This window comes from Pedobacter panaciterrae, from assembly GCF_013204795.1.
GTDB classification, from domain to species: domain Bacteria; phylum Bacteroidota; class Bacteroidia; order Sphingobacteriales; family Sphingobacteriaceae; genus Pedobacter; species Pedobacter panaciterrae.
Genome location: NZ_JABMKW010000020.1, coordinates 760,608 through 773,916, shown reverse-complemented (window position 1 = coordinate 773,916; position 13,309 = coordinate 760,608). Strand labels below are relative to the sequence as shown.

Annotated in this window: 11 protein-coding genes; 6 read left to right on the top strand and 5 right to left on the bottom strand. The window is 36.7% G+C overall.

What is annotated here, in order from left to right:
* The first annotated feature begins 11 nt into the window (after positions 1-11).
* Complete coding sequence (locus HQN86_RS22185; RefSeq protein ID WP_172663058.1) at positions 12-2,060, top strand: alpha-amylase family protein; 2,049 nt, start codon at positions 12-14, stop codon at positions 2,058-2,060.
* Between the two features lie 58 nt (positions 2,061-2,118).
* Entirely contained in the window at positions 2,119-4,764 is a 2,646-nt protein-coding gene (locus HQN86_RS22180) for an outer membrane beta-barrel protein (RefSeq protein ID WP_172663057.1), read from the top strand.
* A 13-nt stretch (positions 4,765-4,777) separates the two neighbouring features.
* Here the strand turns inward: HQN86_RS22180 and HQN86_RS22175 are convergent, their stop codons facing one another.
* Together HQN86_RS22175 and HQN86_RS22170 are read right to left on the bottom strand one after the other, a co-directional pair.
* On the bottom strand, positions 4,778-5,806 hold the full coding sequence (locus HQN86_RS22175; RefSeq protein WP_172663056.1) for a phosphotransferase enzyme family protein: 1,029 nt from the start codon (positions 5,804-5,806) through the stop codon (positions 4,778-4,780).
* 81 nt (positions 5,807-5,887) lie between these two features.
* The gene (locus HQN86_RS22170; protein ID WP_172663055.1) at positions 5,888-6,907 is read right to left on the bottom strand and encodes a LacI family DNA-binding transcriptional regulator; all 1,020 of its coding nucleotides are present in this window, start codon (positions 6,905-6,907) and stop codon (positions 5,888-5,890) included.
* A 444-nt stretch (positions 6,908-7,351) separates the two neighbouring features.
* Here HQN86_RS22170 and HQN86_RS22165 point away from each other — a divergent pair, with 444 nt between their 5' ends.
* From HQN86_RS22165 to HQN86_RS22155, 3 genes are all read left to right on the top strand, one after another.
* Complete coding sequence (locus HQN86_RS22165) at positions 7,352-8,704, top strand: Gfo/Idh/MocA family protein (RefSeq protein ID WP_172663054.1); 1,353 nt, start codon at positions 7,352-7,354, stop codon at positions 8,702-8,704.
* 131 nt (positions 8,705-8,835) lie between these two features.
* A complete protein-coding gene (locus HQN86_RS22160) occupies positions 8,836-9,045 on the top strand; it encodes a hypothetical protein (RefSeq protein ID WP_172663053.1) in 210 nt (69 codons plus the stop codon).
* A 250-nt stretch (positions 9,046-9,295) separates the two neighbouring features.
* Positions 9,296-9,625, top strand: coding sequence for a helix-turn-helix domain-containing protein (locus tag HQN86_RS22155; RefSeq protein ID WP_172663052.1), 330 nt, complete (start codon positions 9,296-9,298; stop codon positions 9,623-9,625).
* Between the two features lie 41 nt (positions 9,626-9,666).
* Here HQN86_RS22155 and HQN86_RS22150 read toward each other — a convergent pair whose 3' ends face one another.
* From HQN86_RS22150 to HQN86_RS22140, 3 genes are all read right to left on the bottom strand, one after another.
* Positions 9,667-10,320 carry a beta/alpha barrel domain-containing protein gene (locus HQN86_RS22150; protein ID WP_172663051.1) on the bottom strand — a complete coding sequence of 218 codons (654 nt, stop codon included), beginning with the start codon at positions 10,318-10,320 and terminating at the stop codon, positions 9,667-9,669.
* Between the two features lie 12 nt (positions 10,321-10,332).
* Positions 10,333-11,328 carry a sugar kinase gene (locus HQN86_RS22145; RefSeq protein ID WP_172663050.1) on the bottom strand — a complete coding sequence of 332 codons (996 nt, stop codon included), beginning with the start codon at positions 11,326-11,328 and terminating at the stop codon, positions 10,333-10,335.
* A 92-nt stretch (positions 11,329-11,420) separates the two neighbouring features.
* Positions 11,421-12,458 (bottom strand): LacI family DNA-binding transcriptional regulator, encoded by a 1,038-nt coding sequence (locus tag HQN86_RS22140; protein WP_172663049.1) that lies wholly within the window; start codon positions 12,456-12,458, stop codon positions 11,421-11,423.
* 185 nt (positions 12,459-12,643) lie between these two features.
* On the opposite strand from HQN86_RS22140, the gene HQN86_RS22135 reads away from it, so the two are divergent.
* Positions 12,644-13,243, top strand: a complete 600-nt coding sequence (locus tag HQN86_RS22135) for a TetR/AcrR family transcriptional regulator (protein WP_172663048.1) — start codon at positions 12,644-12,646, stop codon at positions 13,241-13,243.
* The last annotated feature ends 66 nt before the right edge of the window (positions 13,244-13,309 follow it).

The window sequence follows — 13,309 nt, the reverse complement described above, 5'->3', positions numbered from 1 at the left end:
CATCCCCCATCATGCTCAAACGCATCTTTATTTTCTCTCTTGTATTGCTTGTGTCATCTGTTAAAGGTTTCTCTTTTGATAGAAAAGGTAATGATCCTCAGGTTGTTAATATTCCTTACGGAGCGGAATCTGAAGTTGTATATAACCTAAGTTCAGGTACTTATGAAGTATTTGCAAACAAGAAAAAAATAATAGCTGATGCGTACGCCATTGTTAAAAATAAAGAGCAATCTATAAGCAGTAAGGATTATGAGCTGATTAAGTACTCGGAAACGGCTGTTAAAGACAAGTTCGGAGTTGGCAAAAAATACACCATAATTTTGACTAAAAGCGGTTTGCCACAGATGGAACAGGTGTTTTATGTTTATCCGGGTCACGATTACTTTTTTACTGAAGTTTCTTTAAAAGGCAGTAATGTTAAGAGTAATTATATGGCTCCGTTGATCTCTAACAGCGCAAGTATTCAGGCCAAAGGCGATAACCGAACGCTTTTTGTTCCTTTTGATAACGATACTTTTATCCGTTATAACGCAAAATCTATGGGTGCTGCTGTAGTAGAAAACACGAGTGCAGAAGTGGGCGCGGTGTATGAAAACCATAGCAGGAAAGGCTTAATAGTAGGCTCTGTAGAGCACTTGATTTGGAAAACAGGGGTGCTTACCAAAGGCGTTGGCGATGACCTATCTGAGCTGCGCATTTGGGGTGGATATACAGACGAGAAAGTGACCAGGGATAAAACAATCCATGGTTCTATTTCTGGCTCAGTGGTGAAGTCGCCAAAGGTATTTGTTGGTTATTTTGCTGATTGGAGAATCGGATTGGAAGCTTACGGCAAGGCAAACAGAATTGCAGAGCCTCCTTTTGTTTTTAACTGGACAAAGCCGGTTCCTTTTGGATGGAACAGCTGGGGCGTTATTCAGGAAAAATTGACCTATGAAAAGGCAGTAAAGAACGTTGATTTTTTTGCAAATGAGCTTCCAAAGTTTAGAAATGATGAAACTGCTTATATAGATCTTGATTCATTTTGGGACAATTTTACCGGCGGTATGCGTGGCGATTATAGCAAACTGAAAGAATTTGCTGATTACTGCAAGCAAAAAGGTTTACAGCCGGGTGTGTATTGGGCTCCGTTTACCGACTGGGGTTTTAAATCTGGCGGCGATAGGGAAGCTGAGGGCAGTAAGTATAAATTCAGTGAGATGTGGACTAAAGTTGGTGGCAATTATCATGATTTTGATGGTGCCAGAGCACTTGATCCTACACATCCGGGAACCAAGAAAAGAATCGATTATATTATTGATAAGCTTAAGGCTTGTGGTTTTAAAATGATCAAGATTGACTTTTTAGGCCATGCTGCTGCTGAGTCGGATGTTTTTTATGATAAGTCTGTTACCACAGGGATGCAGGCTTATAAAGCGGGTATGGAGTATCTTATCGATAGGATGGATGGGCAAATGCTTGTTTATGCTGCTATATCTCCCAACTTGGCTACAGGAAGATATGCCCACATTAAAAGGATTGCTTGTGATGCCTGGAAGACGATTAAGGATACTGAGTATACCTTAAATAGTGTTAATTACGGATGGTGGCAAACTTATGTTTACAATTTTGTAGATGCTGATCATATTGTATTTGCCGATGAGAAAGAGGGTGTGAACAGAGCAAGGTTAACATCGGGCTTAATTAGTGGAACATTGATACTGGGCGATGATTTTTCTTCTACAGGGGTATGGAATGAAACGGCTAAGAAATTGTTGCAGAATGAGGATTTATTGGCCATACCAAGATCAGGAGTTGCTTTTATGCCTGTAAATGGAAATACGGGTGAGCAATCTAACGAGTTGTTTGTTAGAAAGATAGGCAATAGCTTATATCTGGCAATTTTAAACTTTGATCGTAAAAAGAAGGTTTTTACGGTTCCATTGGATAGATTAGGTATTAAAAAGTCATCTTACAAGGCAAAAGAACTTTTCTCTGGTAAAGGTTTTGCAATTAATAAAACGCTTAAGTACGAGCTAAACGGGGCTGATGCTACAATTATCAAAATAGAATTACAATAGTTTAATAATTGATGTAAAGCACTATATTTAGCCTGAATACGTATAATAAGTAAGTAATTTGAACGCTCAGAGAATTATCCTTTTACTTGTATTTATTTGTACGCTCTCCAGCCAAGAATTAACAGCGCAAATAAAACGTACAATTAAAGGTAGTGTAAAAGACAGTACCAACCAGGGAATACCCGGATCCTACATTAGGGTAATTACAGGCAAAGATACGTTGACTGTAATTGCCGATAAGGAGGGGGATTTTTCTATTTCCAATATTTCAACTCAGAGTTCAGACCTGTTGGTCCGCAGTATTGGTTACAAGCCATATGCTTCAATCGTTACCTTTCTTGACAAACAAAAACAGGTTGACCTTGGCAATATTATACTCAAAACAGAGTCTAATATGCTTGATGAAGTGGTGATTAAAGGCAAAATCACCCCTATAAAGGTAATGAAAGATACCATTGAGTACAATACAGAAGCATTTGTGATAAGAGAAGGCGATTATGTAGAAGATCTGCTAAAGCAATTTCCGGGCATGGTGGTAAAGGACGATGGAAAGGTTACCTCAATGGGTAAGGAGCTTACCAGGCTTAGGGTAAATGGCAAGGATTTTTTTACCAGTAATGTTGCTGAGTTTATTAAAAAGTTGCCATCGAGCATATTTTCTCACGTTCAGGTAATTGATGACTATGGTGATGAAGCTAATTTTACAGGGATAAAAGTAGGGCAGCCTAGAAAGGTATTAAATCTGGTTACCAAACCGGGAAGAGATAAAGGAACATTTGCAAATGTAAGTACCAGCGCTGCAACAAGTAATAGTTACGGTTTAAACGGGAATGCTAATGTCTGGAAGGGGCGTAAGCAGATGAGTGGTGGTGGTTCTTTTAATAATACAAGTAATGATGCCCAGGTCAATAACAGTGCTAATGGCGCAGCGAGTTTTTCTGATAATATCGGCAAAAAACTTTATTTAAGATCTGGCTATAACATGGGTAATGGCACTTATGGTGGTACAAATTTTAACAATATTCAAAGCGCTAATAGTTTGGGAACTATAAATAGTGTTAATGAGGATAAGTTTAATTCGGGGAATGGTAATCATAATTTAAATTTAGGGCTTAACAGCGAGGAAACAGGTAAGTTTTTTGCTGGTAATTTAGATGCAGGGTTGTCAAACAATAATTCAGAGAATACTTCATCATCTTTGCAGACTGGAGTAATCCGTCAGGATTTATTTACCAGCAGCACTTCGAAACAGAATAGCCCAAATGTAAATATAAATGTGAGTCTGGGTTTGGGAGGTAAAGATAAAAAGGGGAGAGCATCACTTAATTTTTCTGGCCGGGCAGGTGGTAGTAAAGGGAATCAGGATATTCTTACTGATATCGATTATTATGATAAGGATACAAATGAAAAGGTTAAGGACTCCTTATTAAACCGGTTGGTTAAAACCAGAAATGGAGACAGGGCAATAAATGCAGGTTTTAACTATTCCAGGACATTGGGTAATCCGAAGGATACCATACAGAAAAGTATAGAGTTTTCTTATTCATTTAGTGTGAGTTCTAACAATAATGAATTAGAAACACGGGTTAAAGATATAAATGGTAAAATAAGCTTTATTGATTCCTTAAGTAATGTTTATACCTCAACGTTTATCAATCAGAACATTAGGGGAGGTTATAGGTATAATTCATCTAAGATTAACTATGGAATTGGTTTTACATTGCAACCAAGCATTTTGACGGGTAGTTATGAGGGCAGAACCGATAAGATTAATCAAAAGACATTCAATACATCTCCATCTGGAAACTTTAGCTATGTTATTTCTAAAACGCAATCGGTAAATATGAATTATAGCGGGAGTAGTAATGTGCCAAGGTTTGATCAGCTGCAGCCTGTGCCCGATACCAGGAACTTGCAGAATGTGATTATTGGTAATCCAGAATTGAAAACGTCATTCAACCATAATGCAAATGTTAGTTATAGCTTGTTTGGAATTACCAGCGGAAAGGCATTGCAGATTGGTGTAAATGCCAGTACCACACACAATGAGGTGGTAAGCAATACTATCCTGATTAAGGATACTTTAAATAGCTTAAAGCAGGAAACTCGGTATGTGAATGTGAATGGTAATTATAATATTAATAGCAATTATACGATCGGTTTACCTTTCGGCAACCGTAAGTATATGGTTTCAATAGGTGGAAATATAGGGCTCAATAATTCAGTAATTTTTACTGATAATGTGAAAAATAACAATAAGGGACTTAATTTCTTTCAGAATATAGGGGTGAATATGGAATTGAAATCGTTATCTGGCAGCGCTGGAGCTTCTTATTCTTATAGTGAAAACAATTATACCATTGCCAATTTTAAACCTCAAAATCTGGAAAGCTGGAACTTTAATATGAATCTGGTATTTAAAATCCGCAAATCATTTAATACCTCAATTGATGCTTCCAAGAATTTTACCAGTGGTTACACGTCTGGTGCTAATAATCCTTTCTTGATTAATGCAAGTGTTTTTAAGTCGTTTTTTAAGAACAATAGGGCGTCAGTAAATCTTAGAGCTTATGATCTGTTGAATCAGGGAAATAATTTGTTCAGGGCCGTGTCTGGTAATATGATAATTGAGAACAGGAGCAAGCAAATAACCAGATATTTTATGGCTACATTTTCAATGAACTTAGAGAACTTTCCTAAGTAACTAAAAAGGAGAGTTATAGCTCTCCTTCTAATTTTATGTATTCTTTTAAAAGCTGAATCTGATTAAGCGCCCTATTAAAGTTGTGTCCCTCATATTTTGCACCGTAATAGATGTCGTTTTGTAGGTAATCGGCTAAGAACCGGATTGCCTGCATGTAAATAATGAACTTACCTGAATAAGTAAAATACTGTTTTTCGGTTTCCGTTAATACATCTTTCATTTCTTCCATGTAGCCATCGTAGATAGCGGTATAGAATTCTTTTCTGATGCTGATTTTTGATAGATCTGTTTCTTCCTCGCTGGCTTCAGCTAGATAGGTTCTCATCATATCACCAACATCACTGATAAAGTAACCGGGCATTACGGTGTCAAGATCTATAACACATAAGCCATTGTTCTTTTTATCGAATAATACGTTGTTTATTTTGGTATCGTGGTGTATTACCCTTAATGGTATTTCGTTGTTAGCAACGATATTGATATAAGTATCAACAATTCCCTTGTGCTCTGTAATAAAGGTGATGCTGTCTTTAGCTTTTTCCAATCTTTCTTCAGATGCGTTTTTGCAGGCGATCTGGAACTGACTGTATCTTAATTTTAAGTTATGGAAATCCGGGATGGTAATTCCTAATTGTGTAGCATCAAATCCGGCAAGGATTCTGGAGAACTTACCAAATTGTTTTGCAGCCTCGTAAGCCTCTTCCTTATTGGTTAACGAATTAAGCGAGGTTGAACCCTCAATAAAAGGAAACAATCTAAAATAACCATTAGCGGTATCTAGAAGCGAATGCCCATTTAAATCGCTTACAGGCGAAACAAACAAATAGTTAGGATATTCGACATCTAAATATTGTTTAATCAATGAGATATTCCTGTCGATATCTTTAGGAATCTTAAATACCTCGTTATTTACTTTTTGTAATATATAGTTTTGGGTATCTGTAGTTACTTTCCAAGTATGGTTAATTAACCCATCGCCAAATAGTTTTACTGTAGCTTTATCAGAGTTGAGCCCATACAATGGTAAAATATTTTCGAACATGCGTTTAATAGAATTTTTGATTGTTTACCCAAACCTAACTAATTCAGTTTATTAAACTGGTGTGCAAACGGTTGCGCAAAATTACTTAGGGTCATTTACAACAAGAACTGACTCTACAACGACATTAAAGTAGGCTTGATCTGCTCCTGACTCGTTTTTAGGCTTGTTTATAAGGTCGATAAGAATATCGGCCGCTTTTTTCCCTTGTTTGTACGGGAATTGCTCAACTGAGGCTATAGGGGTATAGTCCATGTAGTTGATAATAGGCAGGTTTGCATAACTAACAAAATCAATTCCGTTTAAGTTAAGCGAACGGGTATATCTGATGGCAAAGAGTGCCACATAGTCGTTAAATGTTACTATGGCAGTAGGTTTTCTTCGGTGATTGAGCATGTTGTCCATCACTTCAATTGTTCCTGCTTCTGTTAGATCTGAGTTGATGATTAGCGTTGGATCAAATTTTAAACGATTTGATAGCATTGCCTTGATATATCCTTCTTTTCTTTCGTGACTGGCGACCAGTGTGTTAGGGCCATTTATCATGCCAATGGTACGGTGGCCTTTTTTTAATAGGAAATTGACAGCTTCGTATGTTCCGGTTTCTAAATTAGAGGCAACGTAATGTATATCTTTAATAGGAGGGATACGGTCAAAAAATACTACTGGGATGTTTAATCTTTTAAAGATCTCAAAATGCTCATAGGTACTTGTCGTTTTTGAAACAGAAACAAGCAACCCATCAACTCTTTGGGTTTTCATTTTTTCAACAAGAAGCTTTTCTCTTTCGGCATCGTCATGCGACTGAGCCAATAACACAGTATAATTTCTTTTGTAAGCGATATCTTCTATGCCACTTATAGCGGTTGAAAAGAATGATTCTGATAGTTCCGGTAAAATAACTCCAATGATAAAGGATTTTCCGTGTAAAAATTGGATTGCTTTTTGGTTGGGCTCATAGTTGAGCTCTGAAGCAAGTTTTTTAACACGCATTTTGGTGGTTAATCCAATGCTTGAATGATCGTTTAATGCTCTTGATACGGTTGATACCGAAATCTTGAGGATTTTAGCAATTTCTTTTATAGTTGTTGGTTTATCAGACATTAGGGCCAAATATTATAATAAACTTTGAATAACCTTACAATTTTAATAAAAAACTGTTTTATTAATTGATTTAGACCAATATACGCATAAATTCACGCAAACGTTTGCCTGTTAAATATTTAATATAACCACCGGTAAGTGATGGGTATATGTGGCTAAAACAGTAGCTAAACACGTAAAAGGTCCTTAATTTTTTAAAAAAGATTTAAAATTAAGAGTTTTTGAGAAATATGGCCCAATTATATAGTCGTGGCCGGATAATTTTTATTGGTTCCTTTTAAAAAAGCCGATAATGACAAAATATCAAACGTTTGCGTGTTTTTTTCCTGTTTTTGATTTAGTGATTGATGATATAGTCTATACCTTGTGTCATGATTCTCCAAGTTAGTTAAGGGAGATAAAATAAATTAGCTAACCAAAACGTAGAAAAGAACTAAATAAATTATGAACAGAAGAGAATTTGTTAGAAACTCAGGGCTAACTGCAGCAGCTGTTACTATTTTGCCAGAGAACCCATTGTTTGCCAGCTCAAAGGCAGATAAGGTTAAAATAGCAATAATTGGTGTAGGCTTACGTGGTCAAAATCACCTTGATTTACTATTAAAGAGAGATGATGTAGATTTAGTAGCCATTTGCGATGTGGAGCCAAGAATGCTTAACACGGCTAAGGCAATGATTGCAAAGAGTGGAAAACCAATGCCTAAGATTTTTACAGGTGATGATAATGCCTGGAAGAAAATGTTAGAAACCAAAGGATTGCAGTCGGTATTAATTGCTACTCCATGGGAATTACATAAGGAAATGATTATCACTTCTATTGAAGCGGGTATTAAATATGTAGCTACCGAGGTTATTTTGGGAATAACATTACAAGACCATTGGGATGTAGTTCATGCTGCTGAAAAAAACAATGCTCATGTAATGATGCTCGAAAACGTATGTTACAGAAGGGATGTTCTGGCAGCATTAAATATGGTTAGACAAGGCTTATTTGGCGAGATTCTTCATCTTCAAGGAGGTTATCAGCATGATTTACGCGAGGTTAAATTCAATGATGGGGTAAAACCTTACGGCGGTGGTGTTGAGTTTAATGAGAAAGGTTTCTCTGAAGCAAAATGGAGAACAAATCACTCTGTACATAGAAATGGAGATTTATATCCAACGCATGGTATTGGCCCAATTGCCAATTACATTGATATAAACCGTGGAAACAGATTTTTGAAGCTTAACTCTTTTGCTACCAAGTCCAGAGGTTTGCATAATTATATTGTAGAAAAGGGTGGGGCTGAGCATCCAAATGCGAAAGTAAATTTCCGTTTAGGTGATATTGTTACCACAACCATTGATTGTGCCAACGGTGAAACTTTAATTCTGCAGCACGATACCAACCTGCCTAGGCCATATTCATTGGGCTTTAGGGTTCAGGGTACAAAAGGTTTATGGATGGATGTAAACAAAGGTGTTTATGTTGAAGGTGTAAGTAAACCTCACCAATGGGATCCGGCAGATCAATGGTTAGATAAATATGATCATCCACTTTGGAAAAAATACGGAAACGATGCGCAAGGTGCAGGCCATGGTGGTATGGATTTCTTTGTGATCCACGCCTTTATTGAGTCTATTAAACGCAATACAGCTACTCCATTAGATGTTTATGATGCAGCAGCATGGAGCGCAATTACGCCTTTAAGCGAACAATCTATTGAGCTTGGAAACCAAACTGTAGATTTCCCTGATTTTACAAGTGGCAAATGGATGCATAGAAAGCGTGTTTTTGCTTTAAATGATGAATATTAATTTTAGTTAGAATTAGTAAATAGTTAGTGTTGGAAGTCTCTATAAGCAATTATAGGGGCTTTTTTTATTTTGAATATTTCAAAATCGAATTTTGTTAACATTAACTTAACATTGAAAACTCATCTTTGTATATGTTTTTAAATATTCTGGCTTTAGCCTTTCTAATCTTAGCTTTAATTGCAGCATTTAAAATGGATACCCCAGTACAAGGTGTATTGTTTATGGTGGCAATTGCTGCAGTTTGTGGTCTTTTGTATTTATTTATTTTATTTCCCGGATTTTCTGGTTTAGCAGTTGCTGTAATGTTGGCAGCTTTTATTTTCAGACAAAACAAAAGATAATTAGCTATCTGTTTAGTTATCAGTTTGTTTTATTTGCTTTAAGCGTTTTAGCAAGTGTTTTTTGCGTATAATACTGTACCCGATGATTTCAGCAGAGGAAATGTAACTCCATTATTTTATAAAATTTAATAACGAAAAATCTGGTCGAATAAATATTATAAAAATATTATATTAATATCATAATATTTTATTTAATAATTCTTAAATTTATTTCAATTAAAACTAGGGGGCGTTTTTAAAATTATTGATTATGAAAACATTAGGGGAGAAATTTAGAATTTTACGTCAGAAAAAGGGAGTCAACCAAAAAGCGATGGCCGACTTGTTAGAGATATCTATTCCGGCGTATTCAAAGCTTGAAACAAGTATCACAGATCCGAACTTCAGCAGAATTAATCAGATAGCTGAAGTACACAATTTAACTTTAAGGGAGTTACTGGATGTTGGAGAGGAAGGGGTTAATGAGCAAACGCAGTTGATAAAGCAGTTAAAAGAAAAGGTGAGCGAGCTTGAAAATGCAGTAATTAGGTTACAAAGTAAACTAATTGACTTGTATGACAAGGATGAACAAAAGAAATAAATCAACTAAGAATATCTTTAAACTTGTAAACAAGGATGTTGCTATCCTTTGTTTACAAGTTTAAGTAATGCAACGCACCGTTCGGTTAACCAGTTAAAATCTGTTGCATCCTGAGGGGCTTGAAATAGCTTGGAACCAAATCCTAAAGCAGTAACCCCCGCATTTAACCAGCTATCAATATTTTCTTTATTTACATCAACACCGCCGGTTGGCATAAATTTTAAGCCAGGAAACAATGGTTTTATAGCCTTTAAAAAGCCTGGGCCAAGCGTGTCGCCAGGAAAAAGCTTAACTAATGAAGCGCCAAGCTCTTCGGCAAAGTTGATTTCTGTAGGTGTCATACAGCCGGGCACCCAAAGCAGCCCATTTGAAAATGCTAGTTTAGCTATATCCTCTTTCACAATTGGACTAACTATAAAATCGGCACCAATACTAATGTACTGATCGGCCTGTGCTACAGTTTTTATGGTACCTATACCTAATTTAAGATCCGGAAAATGAGCATTTCTATATTCCAGCATGGCTTTGAAATTTTCAGGAGCATATTCGCCCCTGTTGGTAAACTCAAAAACCCTGATGCCTCCGGCGTAGCTGGCTTTAAGAACATTTATACAGGTGTCTTTATCTTCATGATAATAAACCGGGATAACAGGGTATTTGCCTATAATTTCTAATGTATTGGTTATTGCATTCATTTTTAATGTTTTTTAAAGAGTTCCATCACCAAAATCTCCTTTAACAAAGAGCTTTTGATAACCAGCATTTGTTGCCTTGTTGATGATTTCCTGTCCATCTTCATTGTTGGTTAGACCGTATATGAGCCCGGCCATAAAAGCATCTCCACTTCCAATTCTATCTACAACTTCATTAGTTTCGCGGATTGGGGAAATGTAATTGCTTTCTGGTGTATGATAGGTTCCGTAAAACAGGTTATGTTTTGGATTATCCATAAAACGGAAGGTATTGGCGATGTGTTTGCACTGAGGGAATAGTTTAAAAATTTCTTTAGCTGATGCTTCTGAGTGGGTAAAGTATTCCTGAGCTGTGGTTTGGCGGTTTAGATGGTCGCTAACACTTGTTCCCAGCATTTTATTGGCTGCCCAGATGTTACCCATTATTACATCGCAATACTGAATTAGTTCTGGCATTACCTCTATGGGTTGTTTGCCATAATCCCAAAGTCTATTTCTATAATTCAAATCGACCGAGATGGTTATGCCTTTTTTTCTTGCTGCAGCCAGGACTTCTTTACAAACAGCTGCCGTATTTTCGTTTAAAGCAGGGGTAAGGGCGGTCCAGTGAAACCAGGTGTATCCATCTAATACCTTTTCCCAATCTATCACCCCGGGTTTAATTGAGCTGAATGAAGAAAACTTTCTGTCGTACACTACCTGGCCGCTGGTTAATCCATTAGCTGATAGTAAAAAGTATAGGCCAAGTCTGTTACCTTCCAGGATGGTTTTAGAAGTATTGACTCCTAATTCCGAAAGGTATTGCAAAGCATTTGTTGTTAGTGCATTGTCGGGCGCACAAGTTAAATAAGAGACCGGTAATTTCCATTGACCTAAGGAGGCCGAAACATTTGCTTCGGAGCCTCCTGGAAATAAAGCAACGGTATGATTTTTAGAAATAAATTGATCTTCTGTGGAACTGAACCTTAAAAGCAGTTCGCCAAATACCAATATGTTTTCTTTATTCTGCATAGTTTTAGTTATTCAATATACAATTATACAGGTTAACCAGTTAAAAATATCAGGGTGGTTAATATATAAAAACGCAAACGATTTCGTGAATTTTAATGTTTGCTTTGAGTAGATGCTCTTGCTTTAATATAGGTTTCGAGCATTACGGTTTCGTACTCAGGATCCTGATCTTTTCTTTCTATTAAGGAAATTAGTTTTTTTGCAGCTAATTGTCCCATTTCAAAAGCAGGCTGGTGTACTGTGCTTAAAGCCGGGCTTAATGCTTCGGCGAGATCTGTGTTGGTAAATCCAATTAAAGCGATATCATCAGGAATGTGATAACCAAGTTTGTTGAGCAGGGTAAGGCATCTGGTGCTGATCTGATCGGTAGCGGTAAAAATGGCATCTGGCTTATCAGATAGATTCATGAAATATAGAATTGCTTCTTCAAGATCTGAATTTAGCTTCTGAGTATCGGAATAATCGCAAGACCTTAGCAATTCTGGTCGGTAGGCAATGTTGCTGTCTTTTAATGCTTGTTTATAGCCATTTAGGCGTTCGGTAGCTATACTTAGGGTGGTATTGGTATTTAGGTGGGCTATATTTTTATAGCCGCTCTTTATGAGGTGCATTGTGGCATCGTAGGCGCCTTGAAAATTATCGGCCCCAACTTTATGCGTATTTATCTGATCGCTAAGCCTATCAAAAAGAACAATAGGTAAGCCAGCTTCCTGTAAAGAGCGTAAGTAACTGAAATCAACGGTTTCGCAAGCAGGGGAGATCAATATACCATCGACCCCTCCGGAGTAGAGTAATTCAATACATGCAGCTTCTTGCTTTTCAGATTCTTTGCTCTGCATGATAATGATCTGGTAAGAATTATCTGAGCTAACAGTATCGATACCATCCAACATCTGTGCAATTACATTGTTATCTAATGAACATACTACTACGCCAATAGATCTGCTTTTTCCTTCCTTAAGTCCTTTGGCTAAACGATTTGGCGAATAGTGATGCTTTTGAGCATATTCCAATACCTTTTGTTTGGTATCTATACTAATCTCATAACTGTCGTTTAAAGACTTAGATATTGTAGAAATAGATAAATTGAGCGCTTTTGCAATGTCTTTTAAGGTAACGCTATTGTTCATGCTGATCTCTATTTGGTGCAAGGGCGAATTTGCAATTATTATAGTTCAATAAGGTAAAGATACTTTTTTTTATTTTTTTTAAGCCCTTAATTCGTATTTGACAAATGGATTACACTTATAATAATAACTGTTTATACATTTGCTTAACGGTGTTAAATTATTTACACACCAATATAAATAATACGATGGGAAGTAAAGAGCGCATAGCAAGACTAAAAGAGGAGACACGACTCAATATCCTTGATGCTGCCTTAGACATAGTGAAGGATGAGGGATGGCAGGCTTTAAGTATGAGAAAGATTGCAGATAAGATTGAGTACACTGCCCCAATTATTTATGAATACTTTGCTAATAAAGAAGGAATATTACTTGAACTGACCCGTAAAGGATACATTATCCTGGCAGGGGAGGTTAGAACAGCAAGAGATAAACACGATACGCCTGAGAGTCAGTTAGAGGCAATGTGGGTTGCGTACTGGAATTTTGCATTCAAGTATAAAGAGCTTTACCAACTGATGTATGGTGTAGATATGAACTGTTGTGAGCTGAAGAAAAAGATGCCGGAGGCAGAGCTTTCTGATGATCTGATCTATGATGTAATAGAAAAGGTGATCACATTAAAGAATCCGTCTGAGGATTTTGTTTGCAGAAAGTTCTATACTTTCTGGTCTATTATTCACGGTTTAATTTCTATTAACCTTGTAAACAAGGGCCGTGATGCAGAGATGAATCAGCGTATTCTAAAGGATGCCATCAGAGGAATCATAAAATATATAAACGAATAATACCCAATACCAATAAACTCAAAGGCTAAATAGCCTCAATTTTTTAACAATTACTTAACGCTGTTA